Raw genomic sequence first — 26,666 nt, forward strand, 5'->3', positions numbered from 1 at the left:
GTAAATACGGGGCCTTGAGTGATCGCAAAAGCACTCCAGAAATTATCGGGTAGCCGAGGCGCAGTGGTGCGGGATTACTTTTCGCTCTTTTCCGGTTCAGCCGGGCGATTGGTCGTTTCGCTTCTTTATTTTATAGCACTTGCAAACACGCTGCCCACTGGCGACTTCGGCATTTTTGCCACCGCTTCCGGCACCGGTGTTGTCTTGTCGCGTCTTGTCTCGCTCGGCTTTAGTTCGCCGCTTTATCGTATCTCGACGGTCAAACCATTACTGCTCGGGACCTATACCGCCGGGTATCTTGCAGCGGTTATGATCTCTCTGCCGCTTTTCGCCGTTTGTTCGTGGCTCGTATACTTCGTCTTTTTCAGCCGTGATATTGCGTTTTTGCCATTTGCAGTTGTGGTGATTGCCGAAGCGCTTTTGTGGCGCTCCACCGAGATGATTATTATCGTCAACAACGGGCTGCGCCGCTTTGGAATTTCGGCACTGCTTGTGATTTTTGGCACCACGACTCGTGCTGTTGCCGCTGTGTTGTTCATGTTTTTTGCAGCAACCCACGATATCGCGCATTGGGCGTGGTGGTATGTGGGGTGCAATGCGGTTGCGCTTATTGTTGCACTGCGCTTCTATCCAAAAGTGAAGTTGCGGTTTGAGCCGCGGCTTTATTATCGTCGCCTGTCGGATTCGATTGCGGTCATGGGCGCTGAACTGCTGTTCTATATCCAGAGCGAACTCGACAAGCTTCTGGTGTTGAGCATTGGCGGACCGACCACCGCGGGTATCTATGCCATCATCATGCGGCTTGTCGATCTGACGGCGCTACCGATCCGGTCGTTCAATATGATGCTGGTGCAAAAGCTGATGCGTAGCCCCGATATGCTGGCTTCATTACGCATAAGGGCTGGGCTGGAGTTTGCAGTCTTTAGCGTGTCCGTTGCAGGCCTTGGCGCGATGGTGATCTTCCTGCAATTCTTCCCCAAGGCGCTGGGCGCAAGTGTTGCCCCGATCGTAGGCCTTTTGCCGCTGGTGCTGCTGGTACCGGGTTTCCGCAATATGATCGAGTATCAGACGGAGATACTTTATGCGCGTGGTCAGTCTGGTCTGCGCACGATCAGCATGGTGCTAATGACGAGTGCCAAGGCATTGTTCGTCTGGCTGTTGCTGATTTATCATGGCGACAATAATGACTGGATTGCTGGGCTGAACTTTGTCTTTGCGGGGATTTATCTGCTTTCGCTGGTTTTCACTTACACGAGCATGAAATTACCGGCAAAGCGGGTGTAAAAAAAGCCCGAAGCGATGCTTCGAGCTTTATGTTCTCAGGATTGGGTTCTTAAGCGCCGATGATACGGCGGATGTCGCCGACCGACAGGCTTAGGAAGGACTGCATGCCGATGGCAACCTGATGCGGCTCCATTTCGGCAATGAACGTGCGAAATTCTTCTTCCGTGGGTGGAGGCGCAAACCACTGCATACGGCACAGATCATGCGTGTCGTGGAAATGCCCCGCACCCTCCAGAACATCATCGACATAATGGCCATAAATAAAGCATTCTGAAAAACGACGCACATTTCCGATAGCTGCAACCCAATGCTGGCCGGTGTGCTTTTCGATACGCTCGCACATACCGACGACCGAATCCCTGCGCCAGGACACAAGCTGGCCGATATAGTCATTGAGCACGCTCTTGCCGTTTTTGACACCAAGCAGTTTCCCGGCATTTTCCGCCCAGACCGGATGCTCCGGCCATTCGGGATTGGCAAGCGCATCGGGCCGATAGAACAGCCGCAATTTGTCACCCTGCCAGAGTGTTCTGCAATCAAACGGCTTTACAAATGCAGTGTCGGAATCTGTGTAAAGAAGCCCGTCTTCTTCCACCTTGCTTGCGAGCGCAATGCGGCGCAACTGCTGCACATGCCAGCCGCGCAAGGGTTTGGTTTTAAACGACAACCAGACACGTCGACGTCCAAGATAGCTTGGGTCCGGGAATGCGCGCAGCCATGAGGGCAGCAGATCACGCTCGTCAATGACGATGCGGTTTGCACTTTCTATTTGGCGGAAAAGCGCCACATCTTTGCTGTCGACAAGGATGTAATGCTTGGTGAAACCGGTGACATATTTGTCCATGGTTTCGCATAAGAGCTTGCAGCGCTCAAAATCCTGATCCCAGCTTGCCGTAACAATGGCTGTCTTCACGGCTTGCCCCCTGTCAGCTTTTCCTTTGCGACGTGCCAGAGAAAGACCGGATTGCCGATAAGGTAGCGCTTTGCCAGACGGCGCGGCTCCTGCATCAAACGGTGTACCCACTCCATTTTGAGCGTGCGAACCCAATGCGGCGCACGCTGTACGCGTCCTGTATGCAGATCAAACAGCGCGCCGACAGCACTTGCAATGGTGCAATGTTGTGCGGTGATATAATGATCAATGAACATTTCCTGCCGTGGCACGCCCATGGCGACGAGCAAAATATCCGGGTGATAATCAGCAAGCTGACCCAAAATGCCGTCAATATCGGCAGGCTTGAAATAGCCGTCAGAAATCACACGGAAATCATGCTGGGGAATTTGGCTTGTGAAAAGCTGTGCGGCTTCGTCTGCAACACCGGGACCGCCGCCCAGAAGTGCGACTTTCATAGGCTGTTTGACATGCTGCATCAGGCCGGGAATGAAATCGGTACCATTGAGATTGGCTGGAAATTTATTGCCATAGGCAACCTTGCTTGCAATATCGACACCGATACCGTCAGGCAGGATCAGGAAGTCTTCGAGAGCCTTCATATAGGCTGGGTCTTCATGCGCGATATTGGCGTTGTTGGCGTTAAGCCAGCCCTGTTTCATGAACTCGCGGCTCACAATCCGCTTTTCAAAATAAGCGAATGAACTGTCCCAGTCGAAACATGCGACCTTGATGCCGAGAATATTCCGATATTCGATGTTTTCGGGGGAGCTTTTTGTCATGTCAGTCTGCTTTTCCTGTCACGTCCCGAAGTGTTTTGAGGCCTCTGGTAATAGCAACGTCCATGCCATTGATTTGTGCTTGTTTGAACGCTTTGCCATCCAAGCGCTGACGGTCGCCATCATTGATTGTTTTCAGGCGCTCGACGATAGCGGCTGCAAATTCTGCAGGCTTGTCGGCAATGGTGCAATTGGCCGGAATATTGCCAATGCCGCGCACCGAATGAGCCGTTGCGACACTTGGCATTCCAAGCTCGAAAGTCTCGATGGTTTTGAGCTGAACGCCGGTTCCCGCACGGCTGATCAGCGGCACGAGCTTCCCGCTTTCTACAAATTCTGTCGCATCAGGAACTTTACCGACGAAATTAATACCCGGCCATGCGCTCATCAGATCGGCAGGCGTATTTCCGGCAATTGCGATGGAAATGTCTTTTGGCAGCAAAGGTTTGACTTCACGCAGGAACCATTCAAGTCCGATGCGGTTGGGATGCCATGTCCATGTGCCAATCAGCGCCAAATCGTGCTTTGCGGGATGAACCGTTGATGACGCACCATTGCCCGGCATCACAAGTGGCAATGTCGCGAATTTTTCGCTGCTCAAACCCAGTACCGTGCCATCATCCTCCGCAAATGTGAAGACGAAATTTGCCTGTTTGCAAAGCCGGTTTTCGAGCTTTTTGAGAATGCGCGCTTCGCGGCCAAACAGATATTTCTGAATTTTGCCTTTGGCGTCGGCTGCATTTTCTTCTGCCGAACGATATTCGACATTATGCGCGACAAAGATCGAAGGCTTGTTTTTAAAAATTTTTTCGAAAGCGCCGGGCAACGTCACACCATTCAACACATAGGCATCGAAATCACCAAGTTCGGTGATTGCATTATGTAGCTCAATCGCTGGAATAACCCGCAGCTTTGCCGATGATACAGTGAGCCCGGTGAGGAAAGATGTGGCCACCCATTCGATCTTGCGCTTGATACCTGCGCCTTCGGTGCGCACTTCCACTTCGCCAAGCACGATTGTGTCTTTGTTTTCAGCAGCCTTATGTCCTGGCCAGGTAAAGCCCAGAACCGTGACATGGGCACCGGCGCGACGAAGACCATCAATAACGGCGGCATTCGCAACTTCATAACCCGTCGAAGCGATAGCATGGGGAACAAGTGATGTTACGAAGACAAGACGAAACGGTTGCAAATCAGCTCCTGAACGATCTTAATAATTCTCTATTAGAGCGCGTTTCGATCTGAATTATCATATCGCGCTCTAAACTCTTTTACTTGAAGCAAAATCTTTTCGATCCTCGTTTCACTCCGGTCGGATTATGCTCTAAAGACAGTCTCTACAGACATGCGGTGAACTTTTCTTTAAACGTTTATCAATAGTGGAAAGATAAACATAAAATATAAATCTCTGAAATAAATCGGAAGCCGAGATGATAGATTTACCGGATCATATTGAAGTAATCGCTAAAACACCCGGGCTTGCTTATGACGAGATTGATATCGTCGTCTCGCTCCCGACATTTAAGCGGCCTGAGCACCTGATCAGAACGCTCGATACGCTAAACGCGCAGACAACCAAGCGTCGCTGGGCGGTGGTGGTTATCGAAAACGAGACTGAAAAGAAAGAGGGCGCAACAGTTGCTGCCCCGCTTTTTGAGGCTGGAAAATATAGCGGGATGCTGATTGGCGAATCCCATCGCGGCAATTGCAATGCTTATAATGCAGGCTGGCTGACCGCGACCAAGTTCTTCCCGAATTTCAAATATGTCATTGTCATTGATGATGATGAACTGGCCGATCCTGATTGGATCGAAAACATGGTTTCGACCGCTGAACGTTATGATGTCAGTCTGGTTGGTGGTCCGCAGTATCCGATTTTCGAGAAGCCAAACTCGGATCAGTGGAAAAAGCACCCTGTTTTCCTGCCGCATTATACCAAGACTGGCCCGGTGCCGATCATCTATTCTTCGGGCAATCTGCTGATTGCGCGTCCTGTTCTGGAAGCGCATGGCTATCCGTTCATGGATTTGAAGTTCAACTTCACCGGCGGCGGTGATTCCGACTTCCTGTCGCGCTCAATTGCCAAGGGTTTCAAGGTTGCCTGGTGTGCTGAAGGCATCGTGCGTGAAACTATTCCAGAGCGCCGTCTGGAAAATGATTGGATCAGGTCGCGCGGCCTTCGCAATGGTGTTCTCTCTACCCTGATCGAACAGCGCAAGCGCAAGGATGAGCCTCTTGGTCAGGTACGCGTGTTCCTTAAGAGCCTTGCTCTCCTTGCCTATTCGCCGATCAAGGCTGTGAGACGAGGCGTTGCAGCGGGCTTTGCGCCGGTTGGTACTTATTTCATCCATATCGGTCTTGGTCGGGTGATGGCGCATTTTGGATATTTGAATGAGCAGTATCGCAACCCGGACAAGAATTGATACCACTTCGTCCGATCCCTTGAAGGTGACGATGCGCCAGATCGCGCTCGTCACCGCGACGGTTATATTCTGCATTCTGCTGATTTCTTTTCGCCCGTTTTCGCCGGTCGTCGTTGTCGATGGACAGCAGGTGGGCGATTCTGTCAATCAGCTTGGCTTTGGACTTGTCGGCGTTATTTCGCTGGCAGCACTTGCAATGTTTGCCAATCCGAACAAGGTCTTGCGGCTCGCAAGCCTTGGCTGGGGGCTTATGTTTGCAATTCTGCTCATGTCTGCCTTCACCAGTCCTGATCCCGGAACCGCTATTCGCGGCATTATGCTGACCCTGATCGGCGTGATTGCGATCATGGCCGTTCTGGCTTTGCCGCAAGATGCGGATGGCTATTCTTGGATGCTGCTGATTGTTGCGTCTATCGTGATCCTCATCTCCTATGTCGGTGTTGTTTTACTGCCCAATCTTGGCACTCATGGCGCGGATGCAGCCGAGCCGCAGAATTCATATCTCTGGCGTGGGGTGTTTACGCATAAGAATATTGCCGGGCCGGTTATGGCAGTATTTGCCTTTGCGGGGATTTATCTGTGGCGGCGTGGCTGGCGCATAAGTGGTGCGCTTATCGCCTTGTCAGCCCTGTTTTTCGTGGCTCATACAGGTTCAAAAACAACTGTAGCTCTTGTTCCCTTTGCCATGCTTTTGGTCATCGGACCGGGGCTCTTTGGCCTGCGTGGGCTTGCGCCACTGATGATCTTCGTCATTCAGTTGTTGTTTGCGCTTTTTACCATCGGCACAGTGTTGTTCGAACCGCTGCACCAGCTCGTGCTGAATTTTTCAGTCGACCCGACATTTACTGGGCGCACATCCATCTGGGCTTTTGCGATTGAGGCACTGCATAGTCGTCCATGGACAGGCTTTGGCTATGAAAGCTTCTGGAGTACGGGTTTGGCCAAAAATGCTGCCAATCCCTATTATCTTGATTGGGATGTGCGCGGCATTGTGCACGCGCATAATGGTTATCTCGATATCACGCTTTCCATGGGACTTATCGGGCTTATCTGCGCAATCGTGGTGATTATCATCATGCCGCTTGTCAATTATATGCGGTGTAAGCAAACACGTGAAAACCTTCTGCTTGCAGATTTTTTTCTGATGTTCGTGTTTTTCGGCACGCTCAATGCGATGCTCGAAAGCTTCTTCTTCCGACGCATGGATCCGGTCTGGCTCATGCTCATTTTTGCAATTTTTGGCCTGCGCATGACGGCTAAAGTTACGATCCCCAAGCGGAGTTACTTATGAATATCGCTATCATTGGCACGGGCTTCGTCGCCGATTATTATATGACTACGCTGCGCAATTATCCGCAATTGCGCCTGCTTGGCGCGTTTGATCGCTCAGTGGAGCGGCTCAAAGTTTTCGCGGCGCATTATGGCGTGCGTGCCTATGAGAGCTATGAGGCGGCTTTGGCCGATGAGCAGGTGCAGATTGTACTTAATCTCACAACGCCTGAAAATCATTATGCCATTTCGCGTGCGGCCCTTGAGGCTGGCAAGCATGTCTATTCGGAAAAGCCTTTGGCGATGGATTTCAACGATGCCAGGGCGCTCGTTGAATTTGCCAGCTCAAAAGGCCTGACACTTGCGGCAGCACCAGCCAATGCTTTGAGCGATGCGCAGAAGCTTGTTGCAAGTTCGATGAGCGAGATTGGCACACCGCGACTGGTCTATGCCGAAATGGAAGACGGTCCGGTTTTTCGCGATAAATGGGCGACATGGCGCTCGCAATCGGGCGCACCTTGGCCGGGTCTGCATGAATTTGAGATTGGCTGCACGCTGGAACATGCAGGCTATGCGCTTTCGTGGCTGGTGTCGCTGTTTGGTCCGGTGGAAAGTGTGACTGCTTTTTCTTCGATCACCTTCCAGAACAAAGGACCGGGCACTGAGCATCTGCACATGGCACCGGATTTTTCCGTTGGTTGCCTGCGGTTCAAATCGGGTCTTGTGGCGCGTCTGACTTCCGGGCTTGCAATGCCAAAAGATCGCAGCCTGACGATTGTTGCCGACAAAGGATCGATCACCGTTGATGATCTTTGGGATAACCGATCCGCAGTTCGCCTAGAATCAACAGAGCGCAAGCGATCCATTCTTTCACGTGTTTTTGGTCGTCTCGAAGCCAAGCTCGGTAAGACGCTTGCATGGAAACCAGCCGCCGGCAGCAAGCTTAATTATCCGAAAAGCGATGCGGTCACTTTGCCATCTTTCCCGTCGCAGATCGATTTCATGCGCGGCGTGGCCGATCAGGCGCGCGCCATTGAAACAGGTGGCACGGCCTTTTTTTCGGGCGCTGTGGCACTGCACATTACCGAAGTGGCGCTTGCGCTCAACAATGCCGGTGAGAATGCGGCACCCTATAAGGTTCAAAGCAGCTTTTAGTTCGGCTTCTGCGATAACACAGTGCTGACGATGTTTGCCACGACAGCGCTGTGTTCCAGCGGCATGATCGGGCTAGATATTTCGCCGCGCATCACTGCATCACGCACGGCTTCCGCCTGAAATTGTAGCCCATTGCCTGAAAATGCATAATGCTCAACCGTTCTGCCGGGCAGCGGCAGGCGGTTGAGGATTTTTCCAACAAGACCGCCCGGCCCCTTTGGGCCGATGGGGGAATTCAGCACCTTCTCCGAAAAGATCGTGAGGCGTTGCGCCTTGAGAAACGGCGCGTTCAGCAAAATCGCGCCCTTGGTGCCTTCAATCAGCAGCTGGTTTGTGCCGTCATGATCAAAGCCGCAGGAAAGCTGCGCTTTGGCATTGGGGTAGCTGAGTTCGATGACAGTGCGCATATCCACACCACTGTTTGCGCGTATCCAGCGTCCGCTCACCACATCAGGTAAACCCAGAAAACTAAGTGTCAGCGAAACCGGATAAACGCCGAGATCAAAGGCTGCACCGCCACCGAGTGCTGGATCGAAAAAGCGGCTTTGTGGGTCTTCCTTGCGAAAATAGGACAGGTCAGCCTCAACGCGGTTGATCGCGCCGATCCGACCGGTCGCAATATGCGCGTGCGCGGCCTGAACCGCCGGTAGAAAACGGCTCCACATGGCTTCCATTGCAAAGACCTGATGCGCCTTGCTCGCCGCTTCGATCTGGTTTGCGCCGGCTGCGTTGAGCGTAATCGGCTTTTCCGTGAGGCAAGCTTTTCCGGCGGCTATCGCCTGCAAAGTTTGTGGCACATGCATCGCGTTCGGCGTGGCAATATAGACTGCATCGATTTCCGGATCGGCGAGAAAGGCCTGCGCATTATCATAGGCGCGCTCTGCATCGATGCGGGTTTTGAAATCTTCTGCGGTATTAAGCGAGCGTGAGCAAACAGCGCTTACACGCATATTGCGGCTTGCCTGAATATCGGTTGCAAAGGCGCTGGCAATCGTGCCGGTTCCCCAGATGCCCCATCGAAAATCTTTGCCGTTGCGCTGACTGTTTGTCATGATTTGCCGCCGAGCCTTTATAATCCCCTGTCACTCATTTGCTAACGTTGTTGCGTGATAAATGCGAGAGGGCAGGTGCATTTAAATCGGTTAGTTTTTTTGGAAAAGGCCTATCAAATTTGCGTCATATGCCCTAGATCATCCAAGAATAGGATACAGACTGGAAAGCGCTGGCGCTCAAGAGTGCGACAGCAAGTAGCGAAGACAGTTCAGTATTTCCGTATGACAAGCCAAAGGCTGTGTATTTCAAAAGGGCAAAAAATGGAAAAAGCAGATATCGGAATGGTCGGCCTCGGCGTTATGGGTTCGAACCTTGCGCTGAATATCGCCGAGAAGGGCTATACTGTAGCCGTCTATGACCGCGACGAGCCCGTCCTGAAAGCATTCATCGAAAAAGCTGGCGCGCTGCGTGACAAGATCATCCCTTGCGCCACTTTTGAAGAGCTGGCTGACAATATCCGCAAGCCGCGCCCGATCATTTTCCTCATCAAGGCTGGCGCGCCGGTCGATGCGGAAACCACCCGCCTCAAGGCCTATCTTGAGCATGGCGACATCATGATCGATGCCGGCAATTCCGATTACCGCGACACGATGCGCCGTCTGAAGGCGCTTGGCCCGAATGATCCAACCTTTGTTGGTATGGGTGTTTCCGGTGGTGCAGAAGGTGCGCGCAATGGTCCTTCAATGATGGTTGGCGGCACGCAGGAAGCCTATGATCGCATCGCGCCAATTCTTTTGGCGGCGGCTGCGAAATATAAGGGCGAGCCTTGCTGTGCGCTGGTCGGACCCGATGGTGCAGGCCATTTCGTGAAGACGGTTCACAATGGTATTGAATATGCCGACATGCAGATGATTGCCGAAATCTATGGCATTCTTCGCGATGGTCTTGGCCTTTCGGCACCCGCAATTGGTGATGTTTTCGAAAAGTGGAATGCCGGTCCGCTCAATTCCTATCTTATTGAAATCACTGCCAAAGTTTTGAAGGCAACCGACCCTGAAACCGGCAAGGCGATGGTCGATATGATTCTCGACCAGGCCGGACAGAAGGGCACTGGTCGCTGGTCGGCGATTGAAGCGCAGATGCTGGGCGTTCCGGCGACCGGCATTGAAGCGGCTGTTGATGCGCGCTCGATCTCTTCGCTGAAAGCTGAACGTCAGGCCGCTGAAAAGGCTTACAAGCCTGGACCGCGCACGCTTGATATTGCGGATCAGGCACAGTTTCTTGCTGATCTTGAACAGGGTCTGCTGGCTGGCAAGATTGTTGCCTATGCGCAGGGGTTTGCCGTTCTGGCGGCTGCTTCAAAAGAACATGGCTGGAATATTCCGCTTGCAACCACTGCCCGCATCTGGCGCGAAGGTTGCATCATTCGTTCGCTGTTCCTCGACGATATTGCGCAGGCCTTTGAAGGACAGGAAATCGAAAATCTTCTGTTGGTTCCTGCTTTCGTCGAACGTATGGGCAAGGCATCGAAGGGCCTTCGCAAGGTTGTGGCACAGGCAGCACTGGCTGGTCTGCCGCTTCCAGCCCTTGGTTCGGCATTGAGCTACTTCGACAGCTTCACGCAGTCGCAGGGTACGGCCAATGTCATTCAGGGCCAGCGCGACTTCTTCGGTTCGCACGGCTTCAAGCGTGTGGACAAAGAAGGCGATTTCCACGGCCCCTGGAACTGAGATATTTCGGCTCTTACGGCCTGCAAATAGCGTCTTTCTGCGATCCGGTGCTCACGTACTTTATGTACGCTGCGCTCCGGTTCTCGAAAGCCACAATTTTCGGCACGTAAGAACCAAAATCTCAACAGCTCCAGCGATGTAGTTTTCACAAAAAAAAGCCGCCAGTTTTGGCGGCTTTTTCGTCGGTTTTATGCGTTTTTAAGGTTTTAATCTGCCAGAACGAGCAGATCGTGCGAGGCAAAATGCACAGTCACCCTGTCGCCGCGCTGCGGCGGTTGCTGTGTCGGATCGTTGAACGTGTCGAACGAAAGTTGGTTCTTACCAAGCGCCACGCGCGTACGGATAACCGAGCCAAGGAAATGCACATCTTCGATGGTTGCGTCGAGCGATGTATCATGGCTCTTGCGCGCTTCAAGGCTGACAGCTTCCGGGCGCAGCGCAAGCGTAATCACCTTGCCCTTTTCGTGATGACCAAGCTTTTCATGAACCGTTATGGTGCGGCCATCAAGATCAATGCTGTTTTGCGCCGGTTCATTGACCGATGCTTCGAGCATATTGAGCGTGCCAACGAAAGACGCGACAAAACGCGAGGCAGGGCGGTTGTAAATGTCGAATGGTGTGCCGATCTGATCGGCCTTGCCTTCATGCATCACGACGATTCGATCGGAGATCGACAGCGCTTCTTCCTGATCATGCGTCACGAACACGGTGGTAATGCCAAGCTTCTGCTGGATCGCCCGGATTTCTTGACGCAGTGAAATACGAATCTTTGCATCAAGCGCCGATAATGGTTCGTCGAGAAGAAGCACTTGCGGTTTGGTTGCAAGCGCACGCGCCAGCGCCACGCGTTGCTGCTGACCGCCGGACATCTGATATGGATAGCGATCTGCGAGATGCTCAAGCCGGATAAGGCTGAGCATTTCTTGGACCGTCGCATCGATTTCTGCCTTTGATTTGCCAGAAACACGCAGCCCAAACGCCACGTTTTGTGCAACCGTCATATTTGGAAACAGTGCATAGGCCTGAAACACCATGCCGATATTGCGCTGGTTCGGTTTGAGATCAACCACATCCTTGCCGTTGATCTCAATTGCACCGTGATCCGCGCCCTCGAAGCCAGCAATCATGCGCAGAACGGTGGTCTTGCCACAGCCCGAAGGCCCGAGAAAGGAAACAAATTCGCCTTTCTCGACAGCGAGATTGAAATCGTGGACGACGGTATTGGCGCCGAAGCTCTTTTTCAGGTTTTTTAGATTAAGAAAAGCCATGAAGGTTACCCGGCGGTTGTCTTGAATTTGTTAAGGCGTGAGACAAGCTGCAACATGATGATGCTGAGCCATGTAATGCCAAATGAGATAATCGCCAGCGCCGATGGTTCGTAAGCGCGATTGGCGCCGACAAGCTGGAGATAGGGGCCGAAAGCCGGACGATTAAGGAGTGAGGCCAGCGTGAATTCACCAATGACGATGGCGAAAGTGATGAATGCACCGCTCATGACGCCCGACATGACATTGGGGAAAATCACTTTGAACATGATTCGCCCCCAGCCAGCGCCAAGGCTTTGCGCTGCTTCGGTCAGTGTTCGAACATCAATCGTGCGCATGGCTGTATCGACGGCACGATACATATAAGGCAGCGACAGGGTCATATAGCCGAACATCAGCAACAGATCGGTTGCGCGTGTCGATGAGGTGAATGGCAGCCATGACGACGAATTATAAATGCGCAAATAGCCGAACACGATGACGATTGCCGGAATAACCAGCGGCATCAAGGTGATGAACTCAATCAAAGGGCGCAGATGCGGCAGGCGCAAGCGGACCCAATAGGCCGTCGGCACCACAAGCAGTACGCCGAAGATAATTGTCAGGATGCCCAGCACTATGGAATAGGTGAAGGTCGCCTGAAAATTCGGATCGGCGAACACAACGCGGTAGGCATCGAAAGAATATTCGCCGCGCCGCATGCGCAACGAAAATTCGAATGTGCCGATCAGCGGCACGAGGAAGTAGATCGCACCAATCAGGAACGCGATCCATGCCCCGATTTTCTGCGGATTAAAGGCCTTTTTCATCGCTGCCACCTTTCGGCACGCATACGCAGCCAGATGTAAAGGAGATTGGAAAGCCCGGTGATCACGATCATGCCAAGCGCCAGCGCGTAACCGAGATTCTGGTTATGCAGAACGTCACCTCTGATCTGCGCATAGAGCAGGATCGGAACGATGTTGAGCGAAGAACCGGTCAGTGCATAGGCTGTGGCAATCGCGCCAAAGGCGTTCGCAAACAAAAGCAGCGTTGTGCCGAGCAGGCTTGGCCAAAGAATCGGAAACGCGACCATGCGCCAATATTGAAGATTGGTAGCGCCTAAGATCGAAGATGCTTCGCGCCATTCCTTCTTCAAACCGTCGAGTGCAGGTGTGAGAATCAGCACCATCAACGGTATCTGGAAGAACAGATAGGTGATCGTCAGGCCGAAGAAGCTGAGCAGATTAAAGCCGGTGGAGTAGAGATTAAAGCCGAACCATTCGCGGAGCAGAATCGTCACAAAGCCGGTGCGGCCAAGGGTTGCCAGAAAGGCAAATGCCAGCGGCACGCCAGCAAAATTGGATGCAACGCCGGAGAATGTCAGAACGGTCGGGCGCAGCCAACGCGGCAGATTGCCAAGCACCACGGCCCAGGCCAGAAAGAAGCCAATCAAGGCACCACCGAGCGCAGACGCGAGACTGACTTTGATCGAGATCCAGTACGCACTCATAATCTGAGGCTGGAGAAGATCCTGAATGTTCTTCAAGGTGAAGTTGCCGTCCGGATCCTGAAACGCACCGACAACAAGATACATCGTCGGCCATAACAAAAAGAGAATGGCGAACAGGAAAAAGGGCGCAACGCCGATATATGAAAGTGGCAGTTGCCGCTTACGCACCCGGCTTGATGCTGCGACTGTTTCGGCTGGTGAACTCATGCGTTCTTTCTTTAAGAGCGCGTTTCGATCCGTTTTTTCAGATCGGCGCGTCTCAACCATTTGTTCTTGCGCGCATCTTCTCCGAAACCGTTTCACAGTTTTCGGGTTGCGCTCTAACCATTATGCAAACACTGTGACGACCATTTCTGGTCGCCACAGATCTAACAGGAGCGATAGATCGCTTACTGAACGTTCGCGCCGACAACGCTATCCCAGTTCTTGGTGATTTCTTCCTGAGCGGCTTCAATCTGTTCCAAGGTTGGGAAAATTGCCTTTTCATAGGCTTCTGCTGGTGGCAGCTTGTCGAGCAGATCCTGCGGGATCTTGCCAGCCTTTGCCATCGCGTTGAAGCGGATCGGGTGGCAATAGCCCTTGAGGTAGCCAAGCTGGCCTTCGTCAGAGTACAGGTGTTCCATCCAGAGCTTTGCAGCGTTTGGATGTGGTGCGTAAGCGCTGATTGCCTGCACGTAAACGCCAGCAATGATACCGGACTTCGGAATGACGGTTTCGATTTCCGGATTGCCCTTAAGCGTATCACGGTCTGCGAGCGCGTTATAATCCCAACGGACGATGATCGGGGTCGAACCCTGTGCAAGCGAAGCAGCCTTGCCGATAACCGGAACGAAGTTCCCGTTGGCATTGAGCTGCTTGAAGAATTCAAGGCCCTTCTTGCCAGCTTCAGCACCTGGTTCTGCACCGGCTGCGATACCTGCAGCGTGAACGCCCAGGATAGCCTGTGCGGAAACGCGTGGATCACCAGCAAGCGCTACGGAATTTGCATAATCGCTTTTCAGCAGGTCTTCCCAATCCTGTGGGGCGTCCTTGACGATGTCCTTGTTGATTTCAAAGGAGAGAACGCCGTAGTAATCGCCATACCAGTAGCCTTCTGGGTCCTTGGCGCTATCTGGAATTTCGTCCCAGGTTGCAACCTTGTAAGGCTGGATCAGGCCGTCTTTCTTGGCGGTGGTGCCGAAGGCGAAGCCGACGTCGATCACGTCAGGAGCCTGTGGGCCTTTATTGTCCTTGTTTGCCTTGATGGCTTCGATTTCGTCGCCCGAACCCGCATCAGGGTTCAGTTCGTTGACTTTAAGGCCATACTTGTCTTTGAAGCTCTGGATGATTTCGCCATAACCACACCAATCATGTGGAAGGGCGATTGTTGTCAACTGGCCTTCGGCCTTTGCAGCGGCGATAAGTTCAGCTGATGGTTCGGCTGCAGCAATAGAAACTCCGCCAACGGCGATTGCCGTCGATAGAGACAGCAGACGCGCAGTAAAAGCAAGCATTGTTAGACTCCCCTGTTAAGTCGGACGAACGCTCCCGGTCGATTCCAGTGTTCGCGCACTCCCGATAGCCGTCCTACATGACGGTTGGATGACAGATTGCGGCTTGTCACAAAATGTCAGCGACGGAAAGTGAAACACGTTTTCAGAGACTTAGCAATTGACCCATAAGGTTGAACGTCATTTTTATGACAATAAATGTGACAGAGCTTTCGTCGCTGTCACAATTCTTAGGGAGGCTTTTTCCAAAACGACAGGATTTTGTCTGCATGCGGCACGGCACAACAAGGCGTCGTTCAAACGAAAGCAACTAGACAAATGACGAAGCTGAATCAGTTTCGTTTGAACTTGGAGCGCCTATGCTAGGAAATGAGTCCACCGAACTAATTTATCCCCTCGCGTCGATCAGATAAATGCGCATGGCAATAAAAAGTTTAGTGGCCGCCGCCACCTCCGGCACCCGCTTTTGGTTTGCGCAGCAGGATCGAACAGACCGCAAGCGAGCAGAACATCATCGTCAGGATGAAGAACACATCGATGAAAGACATGAGCGTTGCCTGCTGGCGAACCATGCCCGACATTTTGGAGATCGCGATGGTTGCGCCATCCATGCCGGCTGCATTGTATTTTGCAGTGAGATTGGCGAGCATTTGCTCGGCTTCCGCATTGCCCCAGCGGACATGTTCTGCGAGCCTATCATAATGCATGTCGCCTCGGCGCGTCAGGATCGTGTTGATGACAGCCAGACCAACAGCCCCACCTAGATTTCGCGTAAGGTTGAACAGACCGGATGCATTTTTCATTAGGGCAGGCGGCAATGTACCAAGGGCGAGGTTGTTGATCGGTACCATGCAGAGCATCAGCGAACAGCCGCGCAAAATCTGCGGCAACAGAAGTTCGTAGAAGTCCCAGTCCGCAGTTAAGCCTGTCACCATCCAGGTGCCTGCCGCAAAGCCAAGGAAACCGATCATCATCATGAGACGCGGGTCCATGCGGTTGGAAAGGAAACCCGCAAGCGGTGCTGTGAAGAACATGGCAAGGCCGCTGACAAACAGCGCTTCACCGATCATCAGCGCATCATAGCCACGGATGCGACTAAGATAGAGCGGATAGAGATAGGTAAGGCCATAAAGACCGACGCCCATCACGAATGAGAACAGGGAGCCGAAGGCGAAGTTCACGTTTTTGAAGGCGCGCAAATCCACAATCGGTTCTTCGGCTGTAAAGGCCCGATAGAAGAAAACAATGCCGCCAATCGTCATGACCCCGGTCAGAATGAAGATCGCGTCATCCTGAAGCCAGTCATTGCGAGGCCCCTCTTCCAGCACATATTCCATAGAACCGAGGAATGCGGCCATCCCCGCCAGACCCCACCAGTCGAATTTGCTTAGAAGCGAGCTGTCGCCTTCGTCGAAATCAATGAGGTTCCATGCGGCAATCGTCACCAGAATGCCAGGGCCGACATTAACGAGAAACAGCCAGTGCCAGGAGAAAGCATGGCTCAGATAGCCGCCGACTGTCGGTCCGATGGTTGGCGCAAGTGTTGCCACTAAGCCGATGATCGGGGACACGATGGAACGTTTTGAGGGTGGGAAAATCGTGAACGCGGCTGCAAACACGCTGGGAATCATACCGCCGCCGATAAAGCCCTGAATAGCGCGGTAGACGATCATCTGATCAATATTAGTGGCTGTCGCGCAAAGCATGGAGGCCAGTGTAAAGCCAGCAGCGGAAACGGTGAACAGAACGCGCGTTGAAACAAGGCGTCCGAGAAAGCCGGAAAGCGGAATCATGATGACTTCCGCAATCAGATAAGATGTCTGAACCCAAGAGATTTCATCGGAACTGGCGCTAAGACCTGCCTGAATTTCGGCCAGCGATGCGGAGACGATCTGGATGTCCAGAATCGCCATGAACATACCGAACACCATCGCCAGAAAGGCAAATGCCTTCTTAGGATCAATGCGGTCTTCTGCCGGGGCCATTTGGCCCATTGTGGTGTCTGCGGCCATAAAGGCGCACTCCGAAATGGAAAGGCGACACGGAATTTTTCAGCCGTGTCGCAGCATAAAGAAAGAGCTAGTATTTAATATTAGCCAGCATCGCCGTCGGGCGCCGTGCGCGTATCTACCTCGACGGTTACACTCAGACCTGCGCGAATTTTCCCGGAATCAAGCACTTCCTGAGGGATGGTGATGCGAACGGGAACGCGCTGCACAATCTTGGTAAAGTTACCGGTGGCATTTTCGGGGGGCAATAAGGAAAACACCGCACCGGATGCAGGCGCAACAGAAGTGACCTTGCCCTCAAAATATGGGCCGTCGATGGCGTCCACATAAATACGTGCGGTCTCGCCAGTTTTGATGTGGCCGAGCTGCGTTTCTTTGAAGTTGGCATCAATATAGAGCGCATTTACCGGAACAAGCGCTGCAATCTTCTGGCCAGCAGAGACGAGATCGCCTTTCTTGCCGGAAAGATTGCCGACAACGCCATCAAATGGCGCGCGTAGACTGGTGAAAGCAAGATCGCGGCCCGCTTTGTCACGGGCAAGCTCCAGTGAACGAATGCCGCTCTCTGCTTCCTTGTACTGCGCGTTCAGCACTTCAATATTGGCATTTGCCGAAGCGATCTGTGCATTTGAACCAGCAAGCTTTGCTTTCGCCTGATCGAGCGAGGACTGCGCGTTGTCGAGTTCAGATTGGGCGGAAAAGCGCGTATCGTGCAGCTTCTGAATACGCACCATCGTGCTTTCGGCGTTCTTCAACACGGCCTGTGATGCCTGCTCATCCGCTTTTGCCTGCTCAAGAGTAGCCTTTGATGCTTCGATCTGGGCGGTAATGCGGTTCAGTGTCTGCTGCTGAGTGGTGAGTTTTGCTTCAGCCTCGTCCAGTGCGATTTGATAATCACCAGAATCAAGCTGGAAGATGACATCGCCCGCTTTGATATGCTCGTTCGCCGAAACAGGAATATTTTCGATGTAGCCGGTGACTTTCGGCGCGATCGATGCGATGTCGCCTTGTACATAGGCGTCATCGGTAGAGACCATAAAGCGGCCAACCGTCCACCAATCATAGCCATACCAGAGTCCGCCTGCTAAGGCGACAATCAGAATACCCGGCAGCAAAACGCGTTTTCCGAAACCTTTCTTACTGTCGCCCTCTGTTTTTTTCGCGGGGGGCACAGCAGTTTGCGGCTTGGTGTGTGGCGCTGGTTGCTCACTAAGCGGGTCTGCATGGACCTTGCTCTGCTCGTCCGAAACAGAAGGCTTCGGAAATTGGCGAATATCAGCCGTATCAACAGACTTGGAGGCGGACATGAGGATAACTTTCTATACAACCGCTTCAACGAACCGCTTGGTTCGATGTTGACTTAGGGCAATAAGTCACCCATATCAAGAGTGATCGAACCGCTTGGTTCGAAAAAAATCATGAGTTTGTACAATGAATCGTGAACGCTGCATAGAAGATGCTGCTGATGTCGTCTTAGAAAGCGATGCAGCAGACCTGCTCCTCGACGAGTCTGATGGGGCGCGGACGCGACTTGCGGCTGGACAAGACCCGATCAAACGCCGACAAATTCTTGAGGGTGCTCAGAATGTCTTTTTGCGCATGGGTTTTGATGCCGCCAGCATGAATGACATTACGCGTGAGGCTGGCGTTTCAAAGGGCACCATCTACGTCTATTTCAACTCCAAAGAAGATCTTTTCGTAGAGCTCTGCGAACATTATCGGCAGACACTGTTCAGCAAGCTGCTGGACACGCTGGATCGTGGGTTCTCATCGCGTCAAGAGCTTGTCGAGTTCGGCGTTGCGCTGGTTACACTCATTACGTCGTCGACGGCTGTGCGTGCGCAGCGGATTATCATTGGCGTTAGTGAACGTAAGCCCGAACTCGCGGCACGGTTTTATGAACGCGGACCCAAGCGCACCTTGATTGTCATGGCTGACTATATGGATCGGATGATCAAGGCAGGTGAGCTTGAACCATTTGACGTTATGGAGAAGGCCTACCAGCTTACTGATCTTTTTCTGGCGGGCATGTATCGTCCGCGTCTTTTCGGTGCGCTGGCTGAGCCGCCATCGGCGGATGCAATCAGGAAAAATGTAGAATCAGCTGTCGAATTTTTCTTCAAAGCTTTTGGCAAACATTCGCAAAATGTTTAGAAATGAAACACTCGATTTCTTGCTTGATCACAATTCCGTTATTTTTTATGCAAATTTGATTTTTTGATACATTAGTCACATTTCACAACCTTTTTCGTGCGAGCGAAACTTTGCAATAAAAAAGTTGCGAGTTGATTTAAGACGTATTTTTTATGTGACTTATAGCCAATTAAGGCACCTGGAGCGTCGATTCTCAAGAGAGATGTTCAGCTTTCAATAAGAGTTCTAAAAAAATTTAAACGCTAAGGATATTAATCAATGACTTTAGATTTGATCCATTTCCCCAACTTCAAGAAGACGTTTTTCGGCCTTTCTTTTCAGAGCGATGTGCTTTCGCTGTTTCAACGTATTCGCGACGAAATCGGCTGTCGTCATATCATGCATACCTTCAAGGGACGTTTGGGAGACATGACAAAATTCGGATCTGATGACCAGACCGTTGTCATGACCGTTCCTTCAAACTGGGCAACACGTTATTCTGCGAAAAACTACTTTGTCATTGATCCGATTTTTCAGGAAGACGCGCCGTATTTCCGCAGTGATGCGAGCGGTGTTGTGAGAAATCTGGCCGATGACGCAAAAGAATGTCCAGCAGTCCTAGAGCTTGTGCAGGATGCGGAAAAACATGGGATTGGCAATCTTCACATCGGTGTTTCAGCGCGCAATCAAAAAGGCGTAGCCGGTTGTACGCTGTTCAGCTTCGATGTGACAGATGAAGACCATGAACAGTTCATTGCGCGCATGCGGCCACGTCTTCTAAGTCTTTCCGGCATCATACACGATGCATTATGCGGTTGTAAGGACGCGAACTCCGCCACTGGCCTACTCACCCCACGTGAAGTTGATTGTCTGCGCTGGGCTGCGAGTGGAAAAACAGATGGTGAAATTGGCGAAATTCTCAGCATTGCGCGTTGGACCGTTGTAACCTATCTGCAAAACGCAAAAATCAAGCTGAACTGCTCGAATAGGACATCGGCAGTTGCGACTGCTCTCTCACTCGGTATCATCGATATGCCAGATGTGCAGCATCTCTTCATGTGATGCGGCTTTACGCAGATCAACAAAGAAACGGCGGGCAATGCCCGCCGTTTTTTTTGTTTTATAAATAGTGTTAGAGTGCATCCTGAAATGTGGGAATGGGCTTTCGGGACGAGATACGCGTAAAGACAGTTGGATACAGTATTTCCCGCGCTTCAATGAATATCGGAATGCTCTAATGGTGACCGCATTTTTCGCAGAGGCCGCGCAGTTCCAGTGTCGTTTTGCGTGATTTGAACCCGCTTTGCACGCTCCATGCGCTGACAAGATTTTCGATTGCACCATCAGAGAATTCCGTCACCTGACCGCATTTCTCGCAAATGGCAAAAGCAATCAATCCGTGCTCGTGACATTGCGGATGTGCGCAGGCAACAAAGGCGTTGAGGCTTTCAAGGCGGTGCACCATCCCGTAATCAAGCAGCTTTTCCAGCGCGCGATAGACCTGCAAGGGAGCACGAAAACCGTCATCTCGGAGTTGATCGAGGATCGTATAGGCACTGAGCGGTCCTTCGGCCTTCGACAACACATCGAAAACGAGCGTTTGATTGCGGGTCAGGTCATGGGATGCATGATGATGGTCGTGATGATTGCTCATTGTCCAGCGGTCCGTTTCGGTGAAGCCTCTCTCCTATTTAATGGCAGGAGGCTTAAAATGAAAATAGCCAGTGTGGCAACGACGATAGATGGGCCGGAAGGCGTGTCGAATTCTACTGAACCGTAAAGTCCACCGATCACACCAAATGCGCCGATGAGAGACGCTATGATGGCCATTTGCTCCGGCGTTGTAGCAAATCTGCGTGCGGTGGCAGCAGGAATGATCAGCAACGACGTGATCAGAAGTATGCCAACGATTTTCATGGAGATGGCAATGACGATTGCCAGCAAAAGCATGAAGATGATCCGCGACAAAGCAGGGTTCAACCCTTCGGCGCGCGCAATATCTTCGCTGACTGTTGCGGCGAGCAATGGACGCCATAACCATGCCAGCAATGCCAGCACCAGAACGCCGCCGCCATAGATAAACGCAATGTCGAGGCGCGAAACCGCGAGCAGATCGCCAAACAGGAAAGACAACAGATCAACGCGCACCCATGTCATGAAGGCGACGATCACCAGCCCCAATGACAAGGTTGCATGTGATAGAATGCCCAAAAGCGAATCGGCTGAAAGCGAATGCTTTTTCTGAAGCATCAGAAGAATTGCTGAAATTGCAACGGCCACCGCAAAAACGCCGATCATCAGATTAATGTCGAGGATCAGCGCCAAAGCCACACCCAAAATTGCGGAGTGCGCCATGGTATCGCCGAAATAAGCCATGCGGCGCCATACGATGAAACAGCCGAGCGGGCCGGTCGTCAGTGCAAGTCCGACACCGGCAATGAGTGCGCGGGTGAAGAAATCGTCAAGCATGGGGCCTGCCTCCCTCATGGTTATGATGTTCATCGTCGTGGTGATGACCGTCTTCCGCGTGGCAATGATTTGTCACCGTACCATCGGCATGCATCACGCGTCCGTCAGGCAAATGCGTGTGGTCATGGTGGTGCTCGTAAACGGCCAAGGGGCCGACGGCGCGACTTCCAAACAGCCGCACATATTCCGGGCTTGCGGTGACATCACGCGGGCTTCCGCTACAGCAGACATGACCGTTGAGGCAAATAACGCGATCCGTTGCCGCCATCACCAGATGAAGATCATGGGAAATCAGCAGCACGCCGCAGCCGGTATCATCGCGCAATTTGGCGATCAGTTCATACAAAGCTGCTTCGCCTGAAAAATCCACGCCCTGTACCGGCTCATCGAGAACCATAATGTCGGGCTTGCGTGCCAGCGCACGTGCCATCAAAGCGCGCTGAAATTCACCGCCCGATAAATTGGTGATCTCTGCCTTGATGAGATGAGTGATCCCGACTGCGTCGAGCGCACGCAGAATGTCAGTTTTGGAAAGGGGGCCCGTCAGCGTCATCAAACGCTCGACGGAAAGCGGCATGGTCCGGTCGATATTGATCTTCTGCGGCACATAACCGATTCGCAGACCTTTGAGATGTCGGATTTCGCCTTCATCGGGCTTGAGAATATGCAGTGCCATTTTTGCAGTCGTGCTCTTACCCGCACCGTTTGGACCGATAAGCGTGACGATTTCACCGCGATGAATGGTTAAATCGACATTGCGCACAAGCCAGCGTCCGTCGCGATAAACGCCGGCATTTTTCAATTCTATAAGCGGTTCCCGCTTTGCATGTGCGGGGAGGGCGGTCTTCTGAGCCATATAAAATGAGCTTTCGCTGCCTTTGTGAGAGCTTCGTCGCTTTATTCATCAGCGGCGCTCCCGAAATCCTTATCTCAACATGCCTGAAACATATGCCGATTCGGGTTCGTTTGCGTCTTGTGCTTTTGCGCTGTGAACAATTCTCCAAAAAGAGGTTGTGTCTTCTTATTGCAGACGTTATAGCATAACGCAAATGATGTAATAAAATAACATATCATCCATATATGTTGTTCGCTTCAATCTGACATTCAAGAGAGATCCCATGAAACACTTCCGATCCCTGCTGTTGGCTTCCGCATTTATGGCTGTTTTGGGCAATGCCGCTTCTGCTACTGATCGAACTGGCGTTGTGGTTTCAATCAAACCGTTGCATTCGCTGGTTGCAGCCGTCATGCAAGGCGTTGGCGAGCCTACATTAATCGTGCAGGGCGCGGGATCAGAGCACGCATACAGTCTCAAACCATCCGATGCAAAGGCTATTGAAAATGCGAAGGTCATTTTTTGGGCCGGTCCTTCGATGGAAACTTTTCTAGATAAGTCGATCGACACACTTGGCGATGGTGCCAAGGTAGTGGCTCTTGGCGACGCCGAAGGTCTGACGAAGCTGAAATTCCGTGAGGGTGGCCCTTTCGAAGCACATGACCACGGACATGAAGGGCACGACCACGATGGTCATGATCACAGCAGCCATGATCATGCCAAGCATGGTGAAGACGGGCATGATCATGGTGCAGAAGCTGGTTCGCATGATGGCCACGACCACGGAAATGAGTCTGCAGAAAAACATGATCATCATCATGAGCACGGCGAGTTTGATCTGCATTTCTGGCTGGACCCACAGAATGGCAAGGTGCTGGTTGGCGACATCGCAAAGACTTTAAGCGCAAGCGACCCGGAACATGCGGCTCAATATGAGAAGAATGCCACGGCCTACGCTGAGAAACTTGATGCGCTGACCAAGGACATCGATACAGAGCTTCAGCCGGTGAAGGAAAAGCCTTTCATCGTTTTCCATGATGCCTATCAATATTTCGAAAACCGTTTTGGTGTGAAGGCCGCAGGCTCGATCACTGTCAGTCCGGAAAAAGCGCCAGGTGCTGCGCGCATCAAAGACATTCACGAGAAAATCAAATCGCTGGGCGCTGTCTGCGTCTTCTCCGAGCCGCAGTTCGAGCCGAAGCTGGTGAATACAGTTATCGACGGCACCGAGGCCAAAACCGGCGTGCTTGATCCGCTCGGTGCAGAATTGAAAAACGGCCCGGATCTTTATCCGCAGCTCATCCGCAATCTGGCCGGTTCGCTGAAGGATTGTTTGTCGAAGTAGCGCTGATCGCGTGCACTCTGGACCCCACTCCAGAGGTGATCAGTTCTGAGTGCCGGGCTGTCAGTTTTGACAGTCCGGCGCACCGATTTCGGCACCTGTCGTCATTATGACTGAGGCGCTGATACTGGCATTTATCTTACGCAAAGCTGTTTCGCATTTGGACCAGAAACACTCTGCCGGTCACGCGACATGTTCCTATTCTCGATAAGGTGGCTTTGCCGCCTCTTTTTAAATTCTCGAATGTAATGATATAACATTAATAATCAACAGCGGAGACATCATGAAAAGGCTTCCAGTAACCGTCCTTTCCGGCTTCCTTGGAGCGGGCAAAACTACGCTCCTCAATCACGTGCTCAACAATCGTGAAAATCGCAGGGTTGCGGTGATCGTCAACGATATGAGCGAAATCAATATCGATGCGGCCCTTGTGCGCGAGGGTGGGGCCGACCTATCCCGAACCGAGGAACAGCTCGTTGAAATGACCAATGGCTGCATCTGCTGCACGTTACGCGACGATCTTTTGAAAGAAGTGGCACAACTGGCATCGCAGGATCGCTTTGATTATCTGCTGATTGAATCAACCGGAATTTCGGAGCCGCTGCCCGTTGCTGCAACATTCGAATTTCGCGATGAGAAGGGCGAAAGTCTGTCTGATCTGGCTCGGCTGGACACTATGGTTACCGTTGTCGATGCGGCCAATCTTCTCCAGGACTATTCTTCAAGCGACTTTCTGCGCGACCGGGGTGAGTCGTTAGGGGATGAAGACGAACGCACGCTGGTCGATCTTCTGGTTGAGCAGATCGAATTTGCCGATGTTGTGGTGCTCAACAAGATTTCGACGGCCACGGCACAAGAGCGCGACCTTGCACGCAAGGTTATCCGCTCGCTCAATCCTGATGCCCGCATTGAAGAAGTCGACTTCGGGCAGATCGCTCTTGATTCCATACTCGACACAAAGCTCTTTGATTTCAATCGCGCCCACGAACATCCGCTCTGGTATAAAGAACTTCACGGCTTCCATGATCATGTGCCGGAAACCGAGGAATATGGCGTGCATTCCTTTGTTTATCGCGCCCGGCGTCCTTTCAATCCCACTAGCTTTCAAAGTTTTATTGACCGAAGCTGGCCGGGCGTGGTCCGTGCAAAGGGATTTTTCTGGCTGGCAACGCGTCCTGATTATGTGGGTGAGCTTAGTCAGGCAGGTGTGCTGGTGCGCACGAACAAACGCGGCCGCTGGTGGTCTGCAGTTCCGCGCAGCTATTGGCCGGCAGAGCCGGAATGGCATCAGGCGATGCAGCCTTATCTCGATGCCGAATGGGGCGATCGCAGGCAGGAGATTGTCTTTATCGGCGTAAACCCAATGGATCAGGCAAAGATCACTGCCGAACTCGATCACTGCCTTGTGCCGGAACAGCAATTCACGCCGCAAAATTGGCAAAAGCTTGTAGACCCTTTCCCAAGCTGGTCAGTTGCAGCCTGACATTATTCAGCCGACAGCGCGGCTAGATCGCCGATCTGATTGAATCAGATCGGCGATCTAGCCAATTGTTTTAACGCGCATCTTATCCGAAAACCGTTTCATACTTTTCGGGATGCGCTATATTTCAGACGTCATGCTGTCGGCAAGTGTGCGGTGATCAAGCACATTGGCAATTGCTTCGCGTACCTCCAGCATCATGTGGCGCACTTCACATTCTGTCTCATCGCAATCGTCGCAAGGCTGATAATCGGTCTTGCTGGCGCAGGCGATGGGTGCAAGCGCGCCATCAAGCGCACGAATAATATTGCCGATATGTATTTCATTGGCTGGTCGCGCGAGACAAAAGCCACCGCCTTTGCCTTTTCGACTCAATACGAAGCCCGCATTGCGCAGTTCTGTAAAAATATTATCGAGAAATTTCCGCGGAATATGGTGCTTTTCGGCGATTTCGCTCGCTGAAACCAGTTGCCCACCCGATACACCGGCAAGATGCACCATGGCTTTCAGGCCGTATTTGCCTTTTTTGGTTAGCATGCGACCTCTGTTTGACTATCCTGCGGATCATTCAATCGCATACCCGATTGAGTATATAAGAGTTAGGGCGTTAGAAAGGTGTGAGCAAGTTACCTTCACGTCGCATGTATCAGCCGTGTGAACCTTTCATGGCGAGCGCGAGCGCACCTTGCAGACTATCGCCGCACGGCTCCGTATAAAACTCTCTATAAGGAAAGAATGGCAGCGCTCTATAAGATGCAGCAAGCCCACCTGTCACGCTGAAGCGTTTGAGCTCTCCGATTCCTATCTTTTCCAATCCCTTGCGGATCATGTCACACGCTTCCGTGAGAATGCGTAACGCAAGCGGGTCGTTTCTTTTGTGAAAATCAAAAATCATTGGCGCGAAAGCTGCATAGTCGGCAGCATTCGCCGTGCGGGAAAATGCGGTGATGTTGCGCGGATCATCGTCAAACCTCTCCATAAGGGCGTTCGACAAGCCTGATTGTTCCGCAAACCTATCAACGGCGAGCAAGGTTTGTTCTAGCAGATCGCGTCCGAGTCGCGCTCCGCCCGCATGATCGCTAAGCATAAAACCGCGTCCTCCGATGATTTGCACGGCATCTCCGCTCCGTCTGACAAAGGCTGAACCAGTACCCAATATAACAATGGCAGCATCGCCATCCCCCATTGCTCCCTGCAAAGCGGTGAGTGTGTCGGAAACGATTCTGCTCTCAGCAAAAGGCAGTCGTTTATAGAGCGTGGCGTGGCTGGCAAGTGAGTTAGCTCCAGCCAGCCCAAGCACCGCATTGGTTGCCACATATATAGAAGACGTCAAACCGGCACTTTTGAGCGCGCGCTCTGCTGCCTCATATATATGAAGAATAGCGTTTTCCGTATCCGCACCAATATTGGCGGGTCCAGATATGGCTCCTCCGAGTACCTTGCCGCTCTCATCTGCAAGGATTGCACGGCATCCGCTGCCGCCACCGTCGATCCCAAAATGATACTTCATCGTCATATTTGTCATTTCATTGTCGCAAAAATTGGAATCAGCGGTTTTGAGTGGTTGAAATTATGTTAAAATCCACCATATTGCCTGTTGAAAGAAAAGTTCTTATTTTTGCGGAT

24 protein-coding genes are annotated in these 26,666 nt (G+C 52.1%); 9 read left to right on the forward strand and 15 right to left on the reverse strand.

Translation table 11 applies throughout. The features are described from left to right. Positions 1 to 18 precede the first annotated feature (18 nt). Complete coding sequence (locus tag CEV31_RS13820; RefSeq protein WP_094507644.1) at positions 19 to 1,284, forward strand: lipopolysaccharide biosynthesis protein; 1,266 nt, start codon at positions 19 to 21, stop codon at positions 1,282 to 1,284. 49 nt (positions 1,285 to 1,333) lie between these two features. On the opposite strand, the gene CEV31_RS13825 is transcribed toward CEV31_RS13820, so the two are convergent. Genes CEV31_RS13825 through CEV31_RS13835 form a run of 3 tightly spaced genes read right to left on the reverse strand, consistent with a single transcriptional unit; the run spans position 1,334 to position 4,147 of the window. Then, entirely contained in the window at positions 1,334 to 2,197 is an 864-nt protein-coding gene (locus CEV31_RS13825; RefSeq protein ID WP_169717359.1) for a DUF6492 family protein, read from the reverse strand. Next, entirely contained in the window at positions 2,194 to 2,958 is a 765-nt protein-coding gene (locus tag CEV31_RS13830) for a WecB/TagA/CpsF family glycosyltransferase (RefSeq protein ID WP_094507645.1), read from the reverse strand. The genes CEV31_RS13825 and CEV31_RS13830 overlap by 4 nt, the downstream gene beginning before the upstream one ends. Before the next feature lies 1 nt (position 2,959). Beyond that, positions 2,960 to 4,147: a glycosyltransferase gene (locus CEV31_RS13835; protein WP_094507646.1), complete on the reverse strand. Its 1,188-nt coding sequence runs from the start codon at positions 4,145 to 4,147 to the stop codon at positions 2,960 to 2,962. A 238-nt stretch (positions 4,148 to 4,385) separates the two neighbouring features. Between CEV31_RS13835 and CEV31_RS13840 the strand changes: the two genes are divergently transcribed. Genes CEV31_RS13840 through CEV31_RS13850 form a run of 3 tightly spaced genes read left to right on the forward strand, consistent with a single transcriptional unit; the run spans position 4,386 to position 7,802 of the window. Next, complete coding sequence (locus tag CEV31_RS13840) at positions 4,386 to 5,378, forward strand: glycosyltransferase family 2 protein (RefSeq protein ID WP_094507647.1); 993 nt, start codon at positions 4,386 to 4,388, stop codon at positions 5,376 to 5,378. Further along, positions 5,347 to 6,669, forward strand: a complete 1,323-nt coding sequence (locus tag CEV31_RS13845; RefSeq protein ID WP_094507648.1) for an O-antigen ligase family protein — start codon at positions 5,347 to 5,349, stop codon at positions 6,667 to 6,669. Before CEV31_RS13840 ends, CEV31_RS13845 begins: the two co-directional genes overlap by 32 nt. Next, positions 6,666 to 7,802 (forward strand): Gfo/Idh/MocA family protein, encoded by a 1,137-nt coding sequence (locus CEV31_RS13850; protein WP_094507649.1) that lies wholly within the window; start codon positions 6,666 to 6,668, stop codon positions 7,800 to 7,802. Before CEV31_RS13845 ends, CEV31_RS13850 begins: the two co-directional genes overlap by 4 nt. On the opposite strand, the gene CEV31_RS13855 is transcribed toward CEV31_RS13850, so the two are convergent. Next, on the reverse strand, positions 7,799 to 8,854 hold the full coding sequence (locus CEV31_RS13855) for a Gfo/Idh/MocA family protein (protein WP_094507650.1): 1,056 nt from the start codon (positions 8,852 to 8,854) through the stop codon (positions 7,799 to 7,801). The two genes, CEV31_RS13850 and CEV31_RS13855, sit on opposite strands and share 4 nt — an antisense overlap. A gap of 261 nt (positions 8,855 to 9,115) precedes the next feature. On the opposite strand from CEV31_RS13855, the gene gndA reads away from it, so the two are divergent. Then, positions 9,116 to 10,525, forward strand: a complete 1,410-nt coding sequence (gene gndA / locus CEV31_RS13860; protein WP_094507651.1) for an NADP-dependent phosphogluconate dehydrogenase — start codon at positions 9,116 to 9,118, stop codon at positions 10,523 to 10,525. Between the two features lie 206 nt (positions 10,526 to 10,731). Here gndA and CEV31_RS13865 read toward each other — a convergent pair whose 3' ends face one another. The 6 genes from CEV31_RS13865 to CEV31_RS13890 all read right to left on the reverse strand — a co-directional run bounded on the left by CEV31_RS13865 (position 10,732) and on the right by CEV31_RS13890 (position 18,088). After that, positions 10,732 to 11,793: an ABC transporter ATP-binding protein gene (locus tag CEV31_RS13865; protein WP_094507652.1), complete on the reverse strand. Its 1,062-nt coding sequence runs from the start codon at positions 11,791 to 11,793 to the stop codon at positions 10,732 to 10,734. Between the two features lie 5 nt (positions 11,794 to 11,798). Continuing rightward, entirely contained in the window at positions 11,799 to 12,599 is an 801-nt protein-coding gene (locus CEV31_RS13870; RefSeq protein WP_094507653.1) for an ABC transporter permease, read from the reverse strand. Beyond that, on the reverse strand, positions 12,596 to 13,489 hold the full coding sequence (locus tag CEV31_RS13875; RefSeq protein WP_094507673.1) for an ABC transporter permease: 894 nt from the start codon (positions 13,487 to 13,489) through the stop codon (positions 12,596 to 12,598). The genes CEV31_RS13870 and CEV31_RS13875 overlap by 4 nt, the downstream gene beginning before the upstream one ends. A 182-nt stretch (positions 13,490 to 13,671) precedes the next feature. Continuing rightward, positions 13,672 to 14,775 carry an ABC transporter substrate-binding protein gene (locus CEV31_RS13880; RefSeq protein WP_094507654.1) on the reverse strand — a complete coding sequence of 368 codons (1,104 nt, stop codon included), beginning with the start codon at positions 14,773 to 14,775 and terminating at the stop codon, positions 13,672 to 13,674. Positions 14,776 to 15,206: 431 nt separating this feature from the next. Beyond that, positions 15,207 to 16,784 carry a DHA2 family efflux MFS transporter permease subunit gene (locus CEV31_RS13885; RefSeq protein ID WP_094507655.1) on the reverse strand — a complete coding sequence of 526 codons (1,578 nt, stop codon included), beginning with the start codon at positions 16,782 to 16,784 and terminating at the stop codon, positions 15,207 to 15,209. A gap of 80 nt (positions 16,785 to 16,864) precedes the next feature. Beyond that, the gene (locus tag CEV31_RS13890; RefSeq protein WP_094507656.1) at positions 16,865 to 18,088 is read right to left on the reverse strand and encodes an HlyD family secretion protein; all 1,224 of its coding nucleotides are present in this window, start codon (positions 18,086 to 18,088) and stop codon (positions 16,865 to 16,867) included. Between the two features lie 124 nt (positions 18,089 to 18,212). On the opposite strand from CEV31_RS13890, the gene CEV31_RS13895 reads away from it, so the two are divergent. Further along, the gene (locus CEV31_RS13895) at positions 18,213 to 18,935 is read left to right on the forward strand and encodes a TetR/AcrR family transcriptional regulator (protein WP_094507657.1); all 723 of its coding nucleotides are present in this window, start codon (positions 18,213 to 18,215) and stop codon (positions 18,933 to 18,935) included. Between the two features lie 258 nt (positions 18,936 to 19,193). Next, entirely contained in the window at positions 19,194 to 19,976 is a 783-nt protein-coding gene (locus CEV31_RS13900; protein ID WP_094507658.1) for a helix-turn-helix transcriptional regulator, read from the forward strand. A 172-nt stretch (positions 19,977 to 20,148) separates the two neighbouring features. Here the strand turns inward: CEV31_RS13900 and CEV31_RS13905 are convergent, their stop codons facing one another. From CEV31_RS13905 to CEV31_RS13915, 3 genes are read right to left on the reverse strand one after another with little or no spacing between them, the layout of a single operon-like run. Continuing rightward, positions 20,149 to 20,568 carry a Fur family transcriptional regulator gene (locus CEV31_RS13905; RefSeq protein WP_094507659.1) on the reverse strand — a complete coding sequence of 140 codons (420 nt, stop codon included), beginning with the start codon at positions 20,566 to 20,568 and terminating at the stop codon, positions 20,149 to 20,151. Next, positions 20,565 to 21,383 carry a zinc ABC transporter permease subunit ZnuB gene (gene znuB, locus CEV31_RS13910; RefSeq protein WP_094507660.1) on the reverse strand — a complete coding sequence of 273 codons (819 nt, stop codon included), beginning with the start codon at positions 21,381 to 21,383 and terminating at the stop codon, positions 20,565 to 20,567. The genes CEV31_RS13905 and znuB overlap by 4 nt, the downstream gene beginning before the upstream one ends. Further along, entirely contained in the window at positions 21,376 to 22,239 is an 864-nt protein-coding gene (locus tag CEV31_RS13915; protein ID WP_094507661.1) for an ATP-binding cassette domain-containing protein, read from the reverse strand. Before CEV31_RS13915 ends, znuB begins: the two co-directional genes overlap by 8 nt. Before the next feature lie 262 nt (positions 22,240 to 22,501). Between CEV31_RS13915 and CEV31_RS13920 the strand changes: the two genes are divergently transcribed. Together CEV31_RS13920 and zigA are read left to right on the forward strand one after the other, a co-directional pair. After that, a complete protein-coding gene (locus tag CEV31_RS13920) occupies positions 22,502 to 23,563 on the forward strand; it encodes a zinc ABC transporter substrate-binding protein (protein ID WP_094507662.1) in 1,062 nt (353 codons plus the stop codon). A gap of 277 nt (positions 23,564 to 23,840) precedes the next feature. Then, positions 23,841 to 25,043 (forward strand): zinc metallochaperone GTPase ZigA, encoded by a 1,203-nt coding sequence (zigA, locus tag CEV31_RS13925; protein ID WP_094507663.1) that lies wholly within the window; start codon positions 23,841 to 23,843, stop codon positions 25,041 to 25,043. Between the two features lie 117 nt (positions 25,044 to 25,160). On the opposite strand, the gene CEV31_RS13930 is transcribed toward zigA, so the two are convergent. Both CEV31_RS13930 and CEV31_RS13935 read right to left on the reverse strand, forming a co-directional pair. After that, complete coding sequence (locus CEV31_RS13930; protein WP_094507664.1) at positions 25,161 to 25,577, reverse strand: RrF2 family transcriptional regulator; 417 nt, start codon at positions 25,575 to 25,577, stop codon at positions 25,161 to 25,163. 109 nt (positions 25,578 to 25,686) lie between these two features. Then, positions 25,687 to 26,565: a BadF/BadG/BcrA/BcrD ATPase family protein gene (locus CEV31_RS13935; protein WP_094507665.1), complete on the reverse strand. Its 879-nt coding sequence runs from the start codon at positions 26,563 to 26,565 to the stop codon at positions 25,687 to 25,689. Between the last annotated feature and the right edge of the window lie 101 nt (positions 26,566 to 26,666).

The organism is Brucella thiophenivorans (genome assembly GCF_002252445.1).
In the GTDB taxonomy this organism is placed as follows: Bacteria; Pseudomonadota; Alphaproteobacteria; order Rhizobiales; family Rhizobiaceae; genus Brucella; species Brucella thiophenivorans.

What these genes read in the sequence shown, in the direction of transcription:
- CEV31_RS13890 (WP_094507656.1), bottom strand. Translation starts at nt 18,088, where the DNA reads ATGTCCGCCTCCAAGTCTGTTGATACGGCTGATATTCGCCAATTTCCG.
- CEV31_RS13845 (WP_094507648.1), top strand. Translation starts at nt 5,347, where the DNA reads ATGAGCAGTATCGCAACCCGGACAAGAATTGATACCACTTCGTCCGAT.
- CEV31_RS13840 (WP_094507647.1), top strand. Translation starts at nt 4,386, where the DNA reads ATGATAGATTTACCGGATCATATTGAAGTAATCGCTAAAACACCCGGG.
- znuB (WP_094507660.1), bottom strand. Translation starts at nt 21,383, where the DNA reads ATGCTTGACGATTTCTTCACCCGCGCACTCATTGCCGGTGTCGGACTT.
- CEV31_RS13905 (WP_094507659.1), bottom strand. Translation starts at nt 20,568, where the DNA reads ATGAGCAATCATCACGACCATCATCATGCATCCCATGACCTGACCCGC.
- CEV31_RS13885 (WP_094507655.1), bottom strand. Translation starts at nt 16,784, where the DNA reads ATGGCCGCAGACACCACAATGGGCCAAATGGCCCCGGCAGAAGACCGC.
- gndA (WP_094507651.1), top strand. Translation starts at nt 9,116, where the DNA reads ATGGAAAAAGCAGATATCGGAATGGTCGGCCTCGGCGTTATGGGTTCG.
- CEV31_RS13895 (WP_094507657.1), top strand. Translation starts at nt 18,213, where the DNA reads ATGAATCGTGAACGCTGCATAGAAGATGCTGCTGATGTCGTCTTAGAA.
- CEV31_RS13865 (WP_094507652.1), bottom strand. Translation starts at nt 11,793, where the DNA reads ATGGCTTTTCTTAATCTAAAAAACCTGAAAAAGAGCTTCGGCGCCAAT.
- CEV31_RS13930 (WP_094507664.1), bottom strand. Translation starts at nt 25,577, where the DNA reads ATGCTAACCAAAAAAGGCAAATACGGCCTGAAAGCCATGGTGCATCTT.
- CEV31_RS13880 (WP_094507654.1), bottom strand. Translation starts at nt 14,775, where the DNA reads ATGCTTGCTTTTACTGCGCGTCTGCTGTCTCTATCGACGGCAATCGCC.
- CEV31_RS13935 (WP_094507665.1), bottom strand. Translation starts at nt 26,565, where the DNA reads ATGACAAATATGACGATGAAGTATCATTTTGGGATCGACGGTGGCGGC.
- CEV31_RS13875 (WP_094507673.1), bottom strand. Translation starts at nt 13,489, where the DNA reads ATGAGTTCACCAGCCGAAACAGTCGCAGCATCAAGCCGGGTGCGTAAG.
- CEV31_RS13920 (WP_094507662.1), top strand. Translation starts at nt 22,502, where the DNA reads ATGAAACACTTCCGATCCCTGCTGTTGGCTTCCGCATTTATGGCTGTT.
- CEV31_RS13900 (WP_094507658.1), top strand. Translation starts at nt 19,194, where the DNA reads ATGACTTTAGATTTGATCCATTTCCCCAACTTCAAGAAGACGTTTTTC.
- CEV31_RS13915 (WP_094507661.1), bottom strand. Translation starts at nt 22,239, where the DNA reads ATGGCTCAGAAGACCGCCCTCCCCGCACATGCAAAGCGGGAACCGCTT.
- CEV31_RS13870 (WP_094507653.1), bottom strand. Translation starts at nt 12,599, where the DNA reads ATGAAAAAGGCCTTTAATCCGCAGAAAATCGGGGCATGGATCGCGTTC.
- CEV31_RS13855 (WP_094507650.1), bottom strand. Translation starts at nt 8,854, where the DNA reads ATGACAAACAGTCAGCGCAACGGCAAAGATTTTCGATGGGGCATCTGG.
- CEV31_RS13850 (WP_094507649.1), top strand. Translation starts at nt 6,666, where the DNA reads ATGAATATCGCTATCATTGGCACGGGCTTCGTCGCCGATTATTATATG.
- CEV31_RS13830 (WP_094507645.1), bottom strand. Translation starts at nt 2,958, where the DNA reads ATGACAAAAAGCTCCCCCGAAAACATCGAATATCGGAATATTCTCGGC.